The following is a 16,822-nucleotide window of genomic DNA, read 5'->3' on the forward strand; positions in this document are numbered from 1 at the left end:
AAATAAGGTTGTGGCGCAAAACTTCCAGCTCCCAAAAATAATGAATAACTGACAAAAATAGTTTTTATATTTTTGAACAGTTATGAGTAATTTCGAGGGGTTACTTCGAAATCAAATAATAACAAGCAGGTATTTTTTTAAAAATAGCAAAGAACTAGATGATTAATGGATTGACTAACTAGAAAGCAAAGGATGATTTTTATTGTCCTTTGCTTTTTTCATTGGGATGAAAGCTTGTTCCAACGATTCAAACATGATACACTAAATATGTGAAAATATGAACAAGGAGCTTTGAACATGCGAGAGTTGAAAAAATCTGAAACGTTACCAAAAGCAACAGCAAAACGTTTACCGTTATACTTACGTTACTTAAAGATGTTGGATGATTCAGGAATTGTTCGCATCAAATCAAAAGAATTTAGTGAGATTACGCAAGTACCGCCTGCAACGATTCGAAGAGATTTTTCACATCTTGGCGAGTTGGGAAGAAGTGGTTATGGGTATGATGTTCCTTTCCTAATCGAAGTTTTTAATAGTATTTTAAATACCCGTGAAGAAAAAAGAATCGCGTTAGTTGGTTATGGAAATTTAGGAAAAGCTTTACGACATAATAACTTTCGTCGGAATGATAACTTAAATATCGTTTGTGTGTTTGACAATGATCCTGAACTAATTGGCCGAGAAATAGATGGCTTAACGATTTATCCAATCGAACGTTTTGCCGAAGTCTCAAAAGAAATGCAAGTCAGCGTAGCGATTACCACTGTGCCAAGCAAATACTCACAGTCAGCTATTGATGAAATTGTCAAAAGTGAAGTTACAGCTATCTTAAATTTTGCACCTGACCGGGTCGTTGTGCCGGAGCATATCAATATTCAGTACATTGACTTAACAACAGAACTGCAAACCCTGATTTATTTTGACGAAAATTATTCAACTGTTTTCTCTTAACTGTTAGCTAATAATAAAGTCTAGTTGACACATAAAAAAAAGGAATGTAGAATGAATCATGACGTTGAACAAGAGGAGTAACTAGTGATTTATTTTTAGAGAGAGAGCGAATAGCTGAAACGTTCTTAATAATAGCTGGTGAAGGTAGCTTGGAAGTCTTTGTCTTGAATCTCATTATGCTATTCAATGAGGGAGTAGAGATAAACGAGTCGTGATCGTTAACTCACTTGAGAGGTAGTAGCAAAACTTGCTAGTACAAATTAGGTGGTACCGCGTAAATTATACGTCCTAAAATACGAAAGTATTTTAGGACTTTTTTTATTTTAAAGGAGGAAACAGGATGACGGAAGAAAAAAACTTATCAACAAAATACAATCCGCAAGAAGTTGAAGCTGGTCGCTATCAAAACTGGTTAGATCAAGATTTATTCAAACCAAGTGGTGACAAGAAAGCGAAACCTTATTCGATTGTTATTCCACCACCAAATGTAACAGGTAAATTACATTTGGGTCATGCTTGGGATACAACATTACAAGATATGTTGATTCGCCAAAAGAGAATGCAAGGTTTCGATACATTATGGTTACCAGGAATGGACCATGCAGGAATTGCAACGCAAGCAAAAGTAGAAGAAAAGCTTCGTGAGCAAGGAATCTCTCGTTATGATTTAGGGCGTGAAAAATTTATCGATCAAGTTTGGGATTGGAAGGAAGAATATGCTAGCCATATCCGGGAACAATGGGCAACAATGGGATTGTCTTTAGACTATAGTCGTGAACGTTTCACTTTGGATGATGGTTTGTCAGAAGCTGTCCGTAAAGTTTTCGTGACGTTATATGAAAAAGAGTTGATCTATCGTGGTGAGTACATTATCAACTGGGATCCACAAGCTAGAACGGCGTTATCTGATATTGAAGTAATCCACAAAGACATCGAAGGCGCATTTTACCATATGAGCTATGAACTAGCTGATGGCTCTGGTGTCGTTGAGATTGCAACAACGCGTCCGGAAACAATGCTTGGGGATACAGCAGTAGCCGTTCATCCCGATGACGAACGTTACCAAGAGTTGATTGGCAAAACAGTTATCTTACCATTAGTTAACAAAGAAATTCCGGTTGTTGCGGATACGTACGTTGATATGGAATTTGGAACAGGTGTTGTTAAAATTACACCAGCACATGATCCGAATGACTTTGAGGTTGGTAATCGTCATGATTTACCTCGTGTCAATGTAATGAATGAAGATGGTACAATGAACGAGTTAGCTGGAAAATATGCTGGTATGGATCGTTTTGAAGCAAGAAAAGCGGTTGTCAATGACTTAAAAGAAATTGGGCGTTTAATCAAAATCGAGACGATGACGCATAGTGTCGGTCATTCTGAACGTACAGGAGTTGTTGTTGAACCTCGCTTATCAACACAATGGTTTGTTAAAATGCAACCACTTGCTCAAAAAGCAATTGAAAACCAAGAAACAGATAATGCCGTAGAGTTTTTCCCACCACGTTTTGACCAGACGTTCTTACGTTGGATGGACAATGTGCATGACTGGGTTATCTCTCGTCAATTATGGTGGGGACATCAAATTCCTGCTTGGTATCACAAAGAAACTGGCGAAATGTATGTTGGAATGGAAGCACCTGCAGATAGCGAAAACTGGGTACAAGATCCTGATGTTTTAGATACATGGTTCAGCTCTGCTTTATGGCCGTTTTCAACAATGGGCTGGCCCGATACAGAGAGTGAAGACTATCAACGTTATTTCCCAACAAGCACATTGGTGACTGGCTACGATATTATTTTCTTCTGGGTTAGCCGAATGATTTTCCAAAGTTTAGAGTTTACTGGGGAACGACCATTTAATAACGTCTTAATCCATGGATTGATTCGTGCAGAAGATGGTCGCAAGATGAGTAAATCACTGGGCAACGGAATTGATCCAATGGAAGTCATTGAAAAATATGGTGCTGATGCACTTCGTTGGTTCTTATCAAATGGTTCTGCGCCAGGACAAGATATGCGTTTCAGTTATGAAAAAATGGATGCTGCTTGGAACTTTATCAATAAAATTTGGAATGCTTCACGTTTTGTTATCATGAATGTGGAAGGCATGACAAGTAACGACATTGATCTAACTGGTGAAAAATCAGTTGCTGATCGTTGGATTTTGACACGTCTAAATGAAACAGTTGCTAAAGTAACAGATTTATTTGACCACTTTGAATTTGGTGAAGCAGGTCGTCAATTGTACAACTTTATCTGGGATGACTTTTGTGATTGGTATATCGAAATGAGTAAAGAAGTTCTTTACGGGGATGATACTGATTCAAAACAAACAACACGTAGTATCTTAGTCCACACGTTAGATCAAATCTTGCGTCTGTTGCATCCAATCATGCCATTTGTAACGGAAGAAATTTGGCAACATATCCCACATGAAGGTACTTCATTGGTTGTTGCTAACTATCCTGTTGTTCGTCCTGAATTTGATGACGAAACAGCTTCAAAAGGAATGGAAGTTCTAAAAGAGTTGATTCGTGCAGTACGTAATATTCGTTCAGAAGTGAATACACCGTTATCAAAACCAATCACTCTATTGATTAAGACGACGGATCCCAAAATTGATCAATTCTTGGTTGAGAATACCAATTATATTGAACGTTTCTGTAATCCGGAAGAATTAGTTATTTCAAGTGAGATTACTGCACCAGATTTAGCAATGTCTGCTGTCCTAACAGGGGCTGAAATTTTCTTACCATTGGCTGGATTGATCAATATTGAAGAAGAAATCAAACGTCTTGAAAAAGAATTAGCTAAATGGACAGGTGAAGTGAAACGAGTTCAAGGAAAACTTGGTAATGAACGTTTTGTATCCAATGCGCCTGATGATGTTGTTGAGGCAGAACGTGCAAAAGAAAAAGATTATTTAGAAAAACAAGCCGCTGTTAAAGATCGTATTGAAAGTTTGCGTACGATTGGCTAAACAGTGAAAAAAGAACTACTTTCAACAAAATAATGCTTACAACTAAAGAAATTTAAGCATAAAGGGGAGGCCAGAATTTTTTGGTCTTCTCTTTTTTTGAAATGAAGACTAAGAAATTTTTTGTCTTTTTCTCAGAAGAAGACAAAATAAAAAAGTAGAAAGCTGATTTTGAATGATTTTTCGGTTTTCTTTAAGCGGAACACTTCTTTCAGCCGTTCTTTTTGCTATAATGAAAGAGAAATGGGGGCATTGTTGATGACAATTGAAGAAGCAATTGCTTGGATCCATAGCCGATTACCTTTTGGCTCACGTCCAGGTTTAGATCGCGTGAATGCATTACTGGAAGTCGTTGATCACCCAGAAAAAAAAGTCAAAACGATTCATATTGCTGGGACCAATGGCAAGGGTTCAACTGTGACATATCTACGTTGTTTGTTAGAAGAAGCAGGGTTAACAGTAGGAACCTTTACCTCTCCTTACATTGAAACATTTAATGAACGAATTTCAATCAATGGGAAAGGAATTCCTGATGAAGAATTGATTCAATTAGTGGAAAAGTATCAGCCGCTGGTTGAACATCTTGATAAATTTGAAGTAGTTGCTGGAATTACGGAGTTTGAAACTTTAACTGCAATGGCATTTGATTATTTTTTAGAAAAACAGGTCGATATCGCAATTATTGAAGTTGGCTTAGGTGGCTTGTTGGACTCAACGAATGTTGCCCAGCCAATGCTGACAGCCATCACAACGATTGGGCTGGATCATACGGAGGTTCTTGGAAAAACACTAGAAGAAATTGCAGCACAAAAAGCGGGAATCATTAAGCAAGGTATACCTGTTGTGACAGGGAAAATTGAACCAAATGCATTAGCCGTGATTAATGAGACAGCTAAAAATAAAAATGCGAAACATTATTTATTTGGTGAAGAGTATCGAGTCATCTATCAACATCCAGCAAAAAATTGGGGTGAAGTTTTTGACTTTTATAATGAATCCGGAAAAATGGTCGGTCTAAGTACAAGTATGTTGGGCCAACATCAGGTAGAAAATGCAGGCGTTGCTATTGAATTGTATGCACTTTATTGCCAAATGGAAAAATTGCCGTTTCGCGAAAAAGAAGTCAAAAATGGCTTGAAACAAGCACACTGGCCTGGCAGAATGGAACGTTTAAGTGAAGAACCATTAGTTATTTTAGATGGTGCACATAACCCCCATGCGATGAAGCGATTGGTTCAAAATATGAAAAAAGAATTTTCTGGTTATCGAATCAATATCTTGTTTTCGGCATTGACTACCAAAAATGTAAATAGTATGTTGCAACAATTACAAGATATTCCTAACGCCCATATTTATCTCACTACATTTGAGTATCCAAAAGCAATTGAACTGGATCAAGTAGCAGATTTAGCCAATCAAAAAGTGTCAATCGTTTCACTTTGGCAATTTGGATTAGCGGAAATTTTAGAAAAAATGACAGACGAAGATGTATTACTGGTAACAGGTTCTCTTTACTTTATTTCAGAAGTTCGTAAACTATTAGTTGAATTAGGAGGAAATGATGAAGGTTAACGCAGTGATTTTTGACATGGATGGCTTATTGTTTGATACAGAAATGGTTTATTATGAAGCAACTCAGATGGTAGCCGATCAAATGGGTTTTCCGTACGATAAAGAATTTTATTTGCGCTTTCTCGGTGTTTCTGATGAAGAAGTCTGGGCAAATTATCATGAGATTTTTGCTGAGTATGGCCGAGAAACCGTTCAGAGATTTATTGACGAGTCTTTCCAGGAAACGCTTACTCGTTTTGCTTCCGGAAATGTTCAACTAAAGCCTGGTGTGATGGAACTACTAGATTTCTTGGAGGAACAAGATATTCCTAAAGTGGTGGCTTCTAGCAATCAACGAAAAGTGATCGAACTCTTATTAGAAAAAAATAATTTATTGACTCGTTTTGATATGATCGTTTCTGCTGAAAATGTAAAACGTGCCAAACCAGATCCAGAAATCTTTTTATTAGCGCAACAAAAGTTAGGAACAACTAAAGAAAATACCTTGATTTTAGAAGATTCACAAAATGGGATTTTAGCAGCAGAAGCAGCAGAAATACCTGTTATTATGGTACCAGATTTATTGGAGCCATCTGCTGAACTTGCAGATAAAACAGTTGCTGTGGTCTCTTCATTACATGAAATTCCAACATTTATTTGATAAAAAACACCTCTTTTTTCGTAAGTTATAGTGAACGGAATAGGAGGTTTTTTTATGGGGAAACGATTGATGAAAGAAGTACCGACGACATCACTTCCAAGAGAGCGAATGGAATCTTATGGTGTAGAGGCTTTGTCTGATCAAGAATTGCTAGCGATTTTACTACGTACAGGACAACACCCATATAATGTAATGGATATTGCAGGTGAGGTCTTGAAAAAATTTGCTAATTTAACTGCATTACGACAAGCATCATTAACTGAGTTGCGGGAAATTCGTGGAATCGGTCGAGTCAAAGCATTAGAAATTTGTGCGTTGATTGAGTTAGGTCAACGCATTCAAGTGGAAGCCCGACCAGCAAGTGCACTGATACGCTCAAGCTATGACCTTGCGCAACAGCTGATTATGGAGATGCGTGATTTTCAACAAGAACATTTAGTATGTATTTATTTGGATACCCAGAATCAACTCATTTTGAAGAAAACGTTGTTTATTGGTTCTTTAAATCAGTCGATTGCTCATCCACGAGAAATTTTTCATTTTGCTGTGAGAGTTTCTGCAGCAAAAATCATCTTGGCGCATAATCATCCATCTGGTAATGTTCTTCCATCCAAACAAGATCTACATTTTACTAAACGGGTGAGAGAGTGTGGCGAGTTGATGGGAATCGAAGTATTAGATCATTTGATTATTGGTACGAAGCAATATTTGAGCTTAAGAGAAGAGGGATTACTGGAAGAGGAGTAGGTGACATTCTTGCAAAAAAAACTGAGCAAGTGTACAATTATAGTGTAATTTTGTTTGGGAATAGAAGTTAGACATTTGTTCACCTCTATCGTACACGAGCAATGTTACAAACAAATAAGTGCTCTTATGCACGAGGAGGCTATTATATAATGGAACATGGAACAGTTAAATGGTTTAATGCTGAAAAAGGATTTGGCTTCATTTCACGTGAAGACGGAAGCGACGTATTCGTTCACTTCTCAGCAATTCAAGGCGACGGATTCAAAACATTAGAAGAAGGCCAAGCTGTAACTTTTGATGTAGAAGATTCAGATCGTGGACCACAAGCTACAAACGTTGAGAAAGCTTAATTCACTCAATATTCAAAAGGCGGTAACTACAATTCTTGTGGTTACTGTCTTTTTTTTTTAGGTGAATATGTGGTAATAAGAGAAAAAACAAGTTACTTTTTTAGACAAAGAAAAACACCGCTATTTTCTTCATTATTAAAATGAAGGGAATAGAAGTGTTTTTTCGTTTATTCTCACTTATTTTGTGGGAGTAAGTTGCTAGTTATTCGCCCATATCGGGAGTCATAATCATTGGTAAAATCATTGGATGTCTTTCTGTTCGATCAAATAAGAAAGGTTGTAATGCACTAGTCATTGCTTCTTTTAATTTATGTTCTGAGCAATCAGGTGCGTTCAAACATTCTCGTAAGGCGTGGAATAAAATTCGCTGTGCCTCGTTGATCATTTCACCAGATTCACGCATATAAACAAAGCCGCGTGATAAGATATCTGGTCCAGCCAAGATTTCTTTTTTCTTGATGTCAACTGTAGCGACAGCTAACACAAGTCCTTCTTGAGATAAGGTGTGGCGATCACGCAAGACAACATTACCGATGTCACCAATTCCGCTACCATCAATATAGACATCGCCAGAAATAAAGTGACCGGCTGGTCGAGCAGAGTCCGCAGTTAATGCTAAGACATCCCCGTTTTCCATAATAAAGCAGTTTTCAGCAGGAACACCTACATCTTGTGCTAAGGAAGCATGGATTTTTAACATTCGAAATTCACCGTGAACGGGAATGAAATATTTTGGTTTCATTAAACGCAACATCAATTTTTGTTCTTCTTGGCCACCATGACCAGAAGTATGGATGTTGTTGATTTTTCCGTGAATAACTTCAGCACCAGCTTCAGATAACAAATTAATCAAGTGATTAACACTTGTTGTATTTCCTGGAATTGGTGAGCTTGAAAAAATCACAGTATCATCTGGTTGGATTTGAATTTGACGGTGAGTTCCATTAGCGATACGACTAAGAGCTGCCATTGGTTCACCTTGAGAACCAGTACATAAAATCATTGTTTCATTTGCAGGCAAACGATTAATCTCATGAGCATCGACAAATGTACCATCAGGAACATTGATGTAGCCTAGACGTTGTCCATTAACGATTGCATTTTCCATGCTTCGACCAAAGACTGCAATTTTTCGACCAGTTGCGACTGCTGCATCTGCGGCTTGCTGTAAACGGAAGATGTTTGAAGCAAAGCTGGCAAAAATAATGCGTCCTTCGATTTTTTCAAAGATTTTTAAAATGGATAAGCCAATGGTTTTTTCTGACTTTGTAAAGGTTGGAATTTCAGCGTTCGTACTATCGGATAGTAAACATAGAACACCTTCTTCGCCGATACGTGCCATTTTGTGTAAGTTAGCTGGTTCGCCAACGGGTGTGAAATCAAATTTGAAGTCACCTGTTGCAACGATGTTTCCAGATGGCGTTTTAACTACAACACCTAAAGCATCTGGAATACTATGAGTTGTACGGAAAAAGCTAACGGATGTTTTTCTAAAACGAATAATCGTATCTTCATTGATTTCGTGAAGCTCAGCATCACGAAGCAAGCCATGTTCATCCAATTTATTTGTAATCAAGGCTAATGCAAGAGGTCCAGCATAAATAGGAATGTTTGCTTGTTTCAAAAGATAAGGAATACCGCCGATATGATCTTCATGGCCATGAGTGATCACAAGAGCTTTCACCTTGTGCAAGTTTTGAACGATGTAGCTGTAGTCAGGAATCACATAGTCAATTCCAAGTAAATCATCTTCTGGGAATTTAATTCCAGCATCAATGATGATAATTTCATCTTGAAATTGTACCCCATACGTGTTTTTCCCAATTTCACCTAATCCACCAATTGCAAAGACGCCTGTCTCATTATTTTTGATGGAAAGTTTCATCTTAAAACTCCACTAAAGTAAATTGAACGTTCTCTTTTTCGTATTCTAGGTGATTTCCTTCTAGAAGTTGAACGAACTCGATATTGTATGGGGTATTTTCTTCAACGCGTTGACGTGCTTCGACATCATCTTTCGCGTCAATGTAAAGCACTTGTGTTTCTTCCCGTTTAGGGTTACGGATTTTTGATTCTTGATAGTAAACTTTGTAAATCATTTATTTTGTCTCCTTTATCTGCATACGCAGGAATTTAGCTAGTTGATTTTTTAGACAACACAAAACGAGTGGGCAAGCCACCTGAATTTTGATATGCTTTGACTCAAATTAATTATTTGAATCAAAGAGACAAGCCTCGCTTTGCTTGTTCTGTTCGGAATTTTCTTCAACCGTACCTTTGTATAAAAAATTATACAATAATTACTTGTTATTCTAGCACAAATTGGGGAATAAGTATAGAAATCAACAGCAGAGTCCTAAAAAATCTTGAGGATTTATTTCCAGTAATTTTTTGAACGTGAAGTGTTCTAATAAGGTTTTTAGTGTGCTATCATGGGATTTAATGGCAAAAAAATGAAATTTTTAAAAGGGAGATGAGAAAGTGAAGTTAATGTGGCACTACACAATGAGGTACAAGAAATTCTTACTTTTGAATTTTATTTGTGTATTTGGTTTTATCCTCATTGAATTAGGTTTACCAACGATTTTGGCACGAATGATTGACTTTGGGATATTACAAGATGATTTTGATTACGTCAAACAACAAGGGATTGTCATGATTGTAATCACCGTTATCGGAATTATTTTAAATATTCTTTTAGGCTATTTTGGTTCAAGAATCACGACGAATATTGTTGCAGATATTCGTGATGATTTATTTGAAAAAATTCAAAGTTATTCGCATCAAGAGTATGAAAATTTAGGTGTTTCTTCTCTGATTACGCGTACGACGAATGATGCGTATCAGATTATGTTGTTTTTACAAAACATTTTGCGAATTGGTTTTATGACACCGATGATGTTTGCAGTCAGTCTATATATGGTTGTTCGGACAAGTGCGATATTAGGGTTGTATGTAGTCGGCGCACTCCCTTTCTTATTACTCGCAGTGATAGCGATTGCGAAAGTTTCTGAACCATTATCCAAAAAGCAACAAAAGAATTTAGATAAAATCAACAGTATACTAAGAGAAAATTTATCTGGTCTGCGTGTTATCCGCGCTTTTGTGAATGAAAAATTCGAAGAAAAACGTTTTGGCGAAGTCAATGAAAATTATGCATCAAGCTCAAAAAGTTTATTTCGTTTGATGGCAGTAGCACAACCAGGTTTTTACTTCCTGTTTAATATTGTAATGGTCTTGATTATTTGGAGCGGGACACTACAAATTGATGCTGGGTCACTAAAAGTAGGGGACTTGATTGCATTTATCGAATATATTTTCCACGCGCTCTTCTCGTTCATGCTTTTTGCAAGTGTCTTTATGATGTATCCACGGGCAGCTGTTTCTGCTTCGCGTATCCAAGAAGCTTTAGATGCTCAACCTGAGATTTCAGAAAATCCTGAAGGTGTTTCGGAAACGAAAACGAAAGGATTTGTTGAATTTAAGAATGTAACATTTGCTTACCCTGGTCATGCACAAGAACCAGTCATTCGTAATGTAAGTTTTACCGCTTCACCAGGTGAGACGGTTGCATTTATCGGAAGTACGGGGAGTGGCAAGTCAACCTTGATCCAGCTGATCCCGCGATTTTATGACGTGAGTGAAGGCGAAGTTCTGATTGACGGGGTAGATGTGCGAGACTATCGTTTAAGCACTTTACGTGACAAGATTGGTTTTATTCCGCAAAAAGCCTTGTTGTTTACTGGAACAATCGCAGAAAATCTCCGTTACGGAAAAGAAGATGCGACAGATGAAGAAATGAAAGAAGCAGCAGATATTGCACAAGCCACTGACTTTATTTCTCGTAAACCAGATGGATTCAATGAACATCTTTCAGAGGGAGGCGCAAACTTTTCTGGTGGACAAAAGCAACGGTTAGCCATTGCCCGCGCAATTATCCGCCGACCAGAAATTTACATTTTTGACGATAGTTTCTCTGCTTTGGATTACCAAACAGACGCGAAACTTCGTGCTCGCTTGAAGAAAGAAACAACGGAATCCACTGTTTTGATTGTGGCGCAACGTGTCGGAACGATTATGCACGCAGATAAAATTGTTGTGTTGAACGAAGGGGAAGTTGTTGGAATGGGTACGCACCGTGAATTACTGGAAAATTGCCCAATCTATTACGATATTGCTGCCTCTCAACTATCGAAGGAGGAATTAGCATGAAACAAACATTTTCTTCTTTAAAAAGACTGGCACATTATATTAATCCTTATAAAGCAACATTTATGCTAGTTCTTTTATTTACGGTCTTAACGGTTGCGTTCAATGCGGCTCTTCCTTATGTAACGGGGCTACCAACAACGGAAATCAGCCGAAATTTAGCAAACAATGAACCAATCAACTTTTCTTATATTATTCAATGTCTGATTTGGATCACGATTGTCGGGATCGGTTACTGTGTTTCGCAATTGTTATCAGGTGTGCTGATGACGAATGTGGTGCAAAGTGCGATGCAAGATTTACGTCGTGATATTGAAGAAAAGATCAATCGTTTGCCCGTATCTTATTTTGATAAAAACCAACAAGGTAATATTTTATCTCGGGTAACCAATGATGTGGATGCTGTGAGTGGTGCATTACAGCAAGCTTTTATCGGAATTGTCAATGCTGTACTTGCGATTGCAATGGCTGCAGTGATGATGTTTTATATCCAACCAATCATGGCACTTATCTCAATGATCATGATTCCAGCTTCCATTTGGATTTCTAAAAAAATCGTGAATGTTTCGCAAAAAGATTTCCAAAACATGCAAAATTCACTTGGTGATTTGAACGGATATGTCCAAGAAAATATGACAGGATTTACTGTTTTAAAAGTTTATGGACGTGAAAAACAAACATTAGATGGTTTTAAAGCTGTCAATCATCAACTAAAATACTTTGGGTTTAAAGCGGCCTTTATTTCTGGTTTAATGATGCCATTAGTTCAATTGACTGCTTATGCAACGTATATTGGTATGGCTGTTATGGGAAGTTTTTATGTTATTACTGGTGTAATCGTTGTGGGGCAACTTCAAGCGTTTATTCAATACATTTGGCAAATCAGTCAACCAATGGGGAATATCACTCAACTTTCTTCTGTATTGCAAAGTGCTTCTGCAGCAACAAAACGCGTATTCGAAATTCTTGATGAGCCAGAAGAACCATTAAATGAAGTTGATGCGATTTTACCTGAGGTTGTTGAAGGTGCAGTCAAGTTTGAACATGTTGACTTTGCATACGATCCAAGTAAGCCGTTGATTCAAGACTTGAATTTTGAAGTCAAAGCAGGACAGATGGTTGCTGTAGTTGGACCAACTGGTGCAGGGAAAACGACCTTGATTAATTTATTGATGCGCTTTTATGATGTGAATAGCGGTGCGATCAAAATTGACGGTATTGACACAAAATCCTTGAGTCGAAGTGATGTCCGTTCATTATTTGGAATGGTGTTGCAAGATGCTTGGTTATATGAAGGAACCATTGCGGATAATATTCGCTTTGGGAAATTAGATGCTACTGATTATGAAGTCGTTGATGCAGCGAAAACAGCGAATGTCGATCACTTTATTCGTACAATGCCAGACGGTTATGAAATGGAAATCAATGCTGAAGGTGACAATGTTTCTCTTGGACAGAAGCAGTTATTAACAATTGCCCGTGCTGTGATTTCTGATCCTAAGATTTTGATTTTGGATGAGGCAACAAGTTCAGTTGACACACGTCTTGAAGCTTTGATTCAAAAGGCAATGGATCGTGTCATGAAAGGGCGCACGAGCTTTGTGATTGCGCACCGATTGTCGACGATTCGTGATGCGGATTTGATTTTAGTAATGGATCAAGGATCAATTATCGAAAAAGGAACACATGAAAGTTTGCTTGCGCAAGGTGGTTTTTATGAGAAACTTTATAACAGCCAATTTGCAGAAGAAGTCGAGTAGTAGTGTTAACTTGTTAAATGAGAGATTATTTTTCGATGCGAAATTTTTGTTTTTCCAAAAACTTGGTGATACAGTTAAAGTATCAAGAAGAAACGGAGATGGAAATAATGGAACAATTCCTAAACAAACAAATTGCTGAAGCAAAAAAAGAAATCGACCGTTTGACAACACGCCGAGAAGAAGAACTAGGCAATTCAATCAATTTTATCGAAAACGAAGTACAAATTGAACGTTTATTAGCACAAGTTGAAGCTTATGAAGCTGTTTTAGAACAACTATAAGATTCAAACGAAGTTTAAGGTTGTAACATGAAGTCTGTCGACTTTTGTTGCAACCTTTTTTCGTCTAGTTTTTTCTAGTATTCACTGAAAAGTATTGCTATACTTTGAACAAATAATGAATGAAGGAGGGGGACAAATGGAGAAACTCTTTATTGCACCAAATGCAACAGTAGTCGGTGATGTTACTTTAGCAAAGGATGTAACGATTTGGTATCAAGCCGTTTTGCGAGGAGATAGTAACTGGATTAAGGTAGGACAAGGAACCAATATTCAAGATGGAACAATCATCCATGTGGATCATGATGCGCCGACAGAAATTGCAGAAAATGTTACTGTTGGTCATCAATGTATGCTCCATGGGTGTAAAATAGAAAAAGGTGTGTTGATTGGAATGGGTTCAACAATTCTAAACCATGCTCAAATCGGAGAGAATAGTTTGATTGGGGCAGGATCTTTGGTAACCGAGGGCAAAGTGATTCCACCAAATGTTTTGGCATTTGGACGACCAGCTAGAGTGATCCGTCCGTTAACGGAGGAAGAAATTCAAAAAAATCAAGCAAATATTCAACACTATATTGAGTTAGGGCAAGAATATTTAGCAGGCAAATATTAAATGAAAAGGTTGTGGTTCCAAGCGGTCAGCTTCGAAAAAATAAAGAGCAACTGACAAAAATAGCTGTTCATGTTTTTAGACAGTTATGAATTATATTGAGGAGTTGCTTGGGGAACACCGTGGATAAAGTTGTGGTGCAAAATGCTGAGCTCTGACAATCTAGCGAGCAGGGATTAAAAATAGCATTTTATATTTTGAAGTAAATGCAAGCTATCAAGTTATATTGAGGAGTTGTTTTCGGAACACTGTTTATTCGTAAAAAAAGTTTGAGGCAAAATATCCTAAATAGAAAAACCGCCTAAAGTTCGTTTCCAAAAACGAACTTTAGGCGGTTTTAAAATTGAAAAAGGTGTTACGGAAGACTTGGTTTTCTAGTTTTGTCCCAGTCTTTTTATGCTTATTTTAAAGCAGAATTGTTTTCCATTACTTCGTCGATCAAGCCATAATCTTTTGCTTGTTGAGCAGTCATATAGTTGTCACGATCAGTATCTTTTTCGATGACTTCAAGTGGTTGACCTGTGCGTTCAGCCAAGATTTTATTTAAGCGTTCACGGGTTTGTAAAATATGGCGAGCAGCGATTTCAATCTCAGTTGCTTGGCCTTGCGCGCCACCAAGTGGTTGGTGAATCATGATTTCTGCGTTTGGTAAAGCAAAACGTTTCCCTTTTGTACCAGCAGTTAGTAAGAAGCTACCCATTGAAGCAGCCATCCCCATAACGATTGTTTGAACATCTGCTTTGACAAAGTTCATTGTGTCATAAATAGCCATACCTGCTGTCACAGATCCACCTGGAGAGTTGATGTAAAGATAAATATCTTTTTCAGAGTCTTGTGCATCAAGGAAAAGCAATTGTGCAATGATTGAATTTGCAAGATCATCTGTTACTTGTCCACTCAACATGATGATGCGGTCTTTTAATAGGCGAGAATAAATATCGTAGGCTCTTTCACCACGAGATGATTGTTCGATAACTGTAGGAATTAAATTCATTCTAAATTTCCTCCTTAAAATTCTTTCAAAGTTAGTGTAACATAAAGTATTCTTAATACCTAAGAAGAAGTATACCTTTTTGGTCAACAAAGGTCAAATGAAAAAACTTCGATAAATTAATCGAAGAAAGTCATCTTTATGTTATGATAAAAAGAGAATAGAAACAAGGGGGAGCAGTAGATTTGGAAGTGGGAATCATAGGATTTATTGGCGTTCTTTTGGGTGCGTTGGTTGTCTATCTTGGCATGGCAATCCAGATGCGTCATTTAGAAAATAAAGAAACACGTCGACGTGAACTAGAACTAAAGGTCAAAGAAATTGAAACGTTGAATCAATTGAATAAGAAGGTCAACGAGATTTTGCAAAAACGTTCGACTTTAATGGAAGAGTATGTTAGCTTTGATGCATTTGATGACTGTTACATCACGATTGATGACTTTGCTTATTTGCAATCATATGCGACACAAAACAATTTTTATTTACCTAATTACATTTTAGATGAATTATTCAAAACAATCGCTCATCGAAAAGTAATTCTTTCACCTGATGAAACGATGAAAGTAGGCGGGTACGCGTACAAAGGTGGTCGTGTCATTTTAGAAAACTTTAGCGATAATTTGACTGAGATGATTAACGAGAAAAAATTGCAATTAAAAAATCTGACGAAACAACCAATCGGCTTCTTTTCAAAAGACGACGTGTGGAGCTAACTAGCAAATCAACTAGTAGCAGAACCGTGACGAGAGTCAGGGTTCTTTTTTGTTGCAGATAGAAAAGCTTTCTTAAAAAGATTTTTTACTTTTGTGTAATGGACACTTTTTAGTAACAAATTTATTTGTGAGCTTTTAAAGTAAGAAATCCAAAAAATGCGTAGCTATCTAAAAACAGGGAAAGTTCTTTGAACTGCTTATGTACTTGTTCAACTAGCTCAGTGCTTGAGCTGAAACTTCTTCCATATGTTACAATAGTACTCGATTGGAGTGAATGAATATGGTACAGATTTACGCACATCGTGGAAGTAGCGGAACACATCCTGAAAATACTTTGCCAGCATTTGCTGAAGCAGTTCGTGTTGGTTCAGATGGAATCGAGTTAGACGTTCATCTTAGTGCAGATGGCCAAATAGTTGTGATGCATGATGAGGAAGTCGATCGGACAACGAATGGTAAAGGATTGCTTCGCGAAAAAACGTTGGAAGAAATCAAAAAGTTGAACGCCGGTAGTTGGTTTAGCAAAGATTTTTCTGCGGCAAAAGTGCCAACGTTAAAAGAGGTACTGAACCTTTTGCTCCAAAAAAATTATCGCGGTGTATTAATGATTGAATTAAAGACAGACAAGTATGAGTATCCTCAAATCGAGGAAAAAGTGTCTGCTTTGTTGCAACAGTCTTGGCCGTTTGAACATGGGTATTGCAGTTTTAACCTGGCTTCTTTGGAGCGCATGGCGAAACTAGAACCCGATGTTCAATTAGATGTTTTGACAGGGACTTCAAAAAATAAAATCATGTATGCAAAGGAAAACAAATTTATCGAAGGCGTTCATCCTAAGAAAACTTGGTTGCAAGAACAGCCCGAACAATTAGGAATCTTTGACAAGCCTATTCGACCGTGGACAATCAATACAGAAGAAGAAATCAATTGGTGCTATGGACTTGGAGTGACAGGAATCATTACCGATTATCCAGAGAGAGCCATTCGCCTGAAACAATTTATGAAAAAGTAGGAT

15 protein-coding genes and 1 other annotated feature are annotated in these 16,822 nt (G+C 37.5%); of the genes, 12 read left to right on the plus strand and 3 right to left on the minus strand.

The window, feature by feature from the left end; genetic code table 11:
• The first annotated feature begins 297 nt into the window (after positions 1-297).
• The 6 genes from AB3I20_RS02570 (at position 298) to AB3I20_RS02595 (ending at position 7,243) form a co-directional block, all read left to right on the plus strand.
• Entirely contained in the window at positions 298-951 is a 654-nt protein-coding gene (locus AB3I20_RS02570) for a redox-sensing transcriptional repressor Rex (protein ID WP_067480232.1), read from the plus strand.
• 55 nt (positions 952-1,006) lie between these two features.
• Positions 1,007-1,245, plus strand: a binding site (T-box leader).
• A 46-nt stretch (positions 1,246-1,291) separates the two neighbouring features.
• On the plus strand, positions 1,292-3,937 hold the full coding sequence (locus AB3I20_RS02575) for a valine--tRNA ligase (protein ID WP_075491917.1): 2,646 nt from the start codon (positions 1,292-1,294) through the stop codon (positions 3,935-3,937).
• Positions 3,938-4,192: 255 nt separating this feature from the next.
• Positions 4,193-5,506 (plus strand): folylpolyglutamate synthase/dihydrofolate synthase family protein, encoded by a 1,314-nt coding sequence (locus tag AB3I20_RS02580; RefSeq protein WP_067480238.1) that lies wholly within the window; start codon positions 4,193-4,195, stop codon positions 5,504-5,506.
• A complete protein-coding gene (locus AB3I20_RS02585; protein WP_067480242.1) occupies positions 5,496-6,146 on the plus strand; it encodes an HAD family phosphatase in 651 nt (216 codons plus the stop codon). Before AB3I20_RS02580 ends, AB3I20_RS02585 begins: the two co-directional genes overlap by 11 nt.
• A gap of 54 nt (positions 6,147-6,200) precedes the next feature.
• Positions 6,201-6,893, plus strand: a complete 693-nt coding sequence (gene radC / locus AB3I20_RS02590) for a DNA repair protein RadC (RefSeq protein WP_067480245.1) — start codon at positions 6,201-6,203, stop codon at positions 6,891-6,893.
• A 149-nt stretch (positions 6,894-7,042) separates the two neighbouring features.
• Positions 7,043-7,243 (plus strand): cold-shock protein, encoded by a 201-nt coding sequence (locus AB3I20_RS02595; RefSeq protein WP_067480248.1) that lies wholly within the window; start codon positions 7,043-7,045, stop codon positions 7,241-7,243.
• 202 nt (positions 7,244-7,445) lie between these two features.
• Here AB3I20_RS02595 and AB3I20_RS02600 read toward each other — a convergent pair whose 3' ends face one another.
• Both AB3I20_RS02600 and AB3I20_RS02605 read right to left on the minus strand, forming a co-directional pair.
• Positions 7,446-9,128 carry a ribonuclease J gene (locus AB3I20_RS02600; protein WP_067480251.1) on the minus strand — a complete coding sequence of 561 codons (1,683 nt, stop codon included), beginning with the start codon at positions 9,126-9,128 and terminating at the stop codon, positions 7,446-7,448.
• A gap of 1 nt (position 9,129) precedes the next feature.
• Complete coding sequence (locus AB3I20_RS02605; RefSeq protein WP_067480254.1) at positions 9,130-9,342, minus strand: DNA-directed RNA polymerase subunit epsilon; 213 nt, start codon at positions 9,340-9,342, stop codon at positions 9,130-9,132.
• 382 nt (positions 9,343-9,724) lie between these two features.
• Between AB3I20_RS02605 and efrA the strand changes: the two genes are divergently transcribed.
• The 4 genes from efrA to AB3I20_RS02625 all read left to right on the plus strand — a co-directional run bounded on the left by efrA (position 9,725) and on the right by AB3I20_RS02625 (position 14,106).
• Positions 9,725-11,455: a multidrug efflux ABC transporter subunit EfrA gene (gene efrA, locus AB3I20_RS02610; protein ID WP_067480257.1), complete on the plus strand. Its 1,731-nt coding sequence runs from the start codon at positions 9,725-9,727 to the stop codon at positions 11,453-11,455.
• Complete coding sequence (gene efrB / locus AB3I20_RS02615; RefSeq protein ID WP_067480260.1) at positions 11,452-13,212, plus strand: multidrug efflux ABC transporter subunit EfrB; 1,761 nt, start codon at positions 11,452-11,454, stop codon at positions 13,210-13,212. The genes efrA and efrB overlap by 4 nt, the downstream gene beginning before the upstream one ends.
• Before the next feature lie 98 nt (positions 13,213-13,310).
• Positions 13,311-13,493 carry a hypothetical protein gene (locus AB3I20_RS02620; protein WP_172843731.1) on the plus strand — a complete coding sequence of 61 codons (183 nt, stop codon included), beginning with the start codon at positions 13,311-13,313 and terminating at the stop codon, positions 13,491-13,493.
• 136 nt (positions 13,494-13,629) lie between these two features.
• A complete protein-coding gene (locus tag AB3I20_RS02625) occupies positions 13,630-14,106 on the plus strand; it encodes a gamma carbonic anhydrase family protein (RefSeq protein ID WP_086270767.1) in 477 nt (158 codons plus the stop codon).
• A 397-nt stretch (positions 14,107-14,503) separates the two neighbouring features.
• Here AB3I20_RS02625 and clpP read toward each other — a convergent pair whose 3' ends face one another.
• The gene (gene clpP, locus AB3I20_RS02630; RefSeq protein WP_067480270.1) at positions 14,504-15,097 is read right to left on the minus strand and encodes an ATP-dependent Clp endopeptidase proteolytic subunit ClpP; all 594 of its coding nucleotides are present in this window, start codon (positions 15,095-15,097) and stop codon (positions 14,504-14,506) included.
• A gap of 182 nt (positions 15,098-15,279) precedes the next feature.
• Between clpP and AB3I20_RS02635 the strand changes: the two genes are divergently transcribed.
• The gene (locus AB3I20_RS02635; RefSeq protein ID WP_071869273.1) at positions 15,280-15,807 is read left to right on the plus strand and encodes a hypothetical protein; all 528 of its coding nucleotides are present in this window, start codon (positions 15,280-15,282) and stop codon (positions 15,805-15,807) included.
• Positions 15,808-16,087: 280 nt separating this feature from the next.
• Complete coding sequence (locus tag AB3I20_RS02640) at positions 16,088-16,819, plus strand: glycerophosphodiester phosphodiesterase (RefSeq protein ID WP_067480276.1); 732 nt, start codon at positions 16,088-16,090, stop codon at positions 16,817-16,819.
• Positions 16,820-16,822: the final 3 nt, after the last annotated feature.

The organism is Enterococcus sp. C50, from assembly GCF_040887505.1.
GTDB lineage: Bacteria > Bacillota > Bacilli > Lactobacillales > Enterococcaceae > Enterococcus_B > Enterococcus_B thailandicus.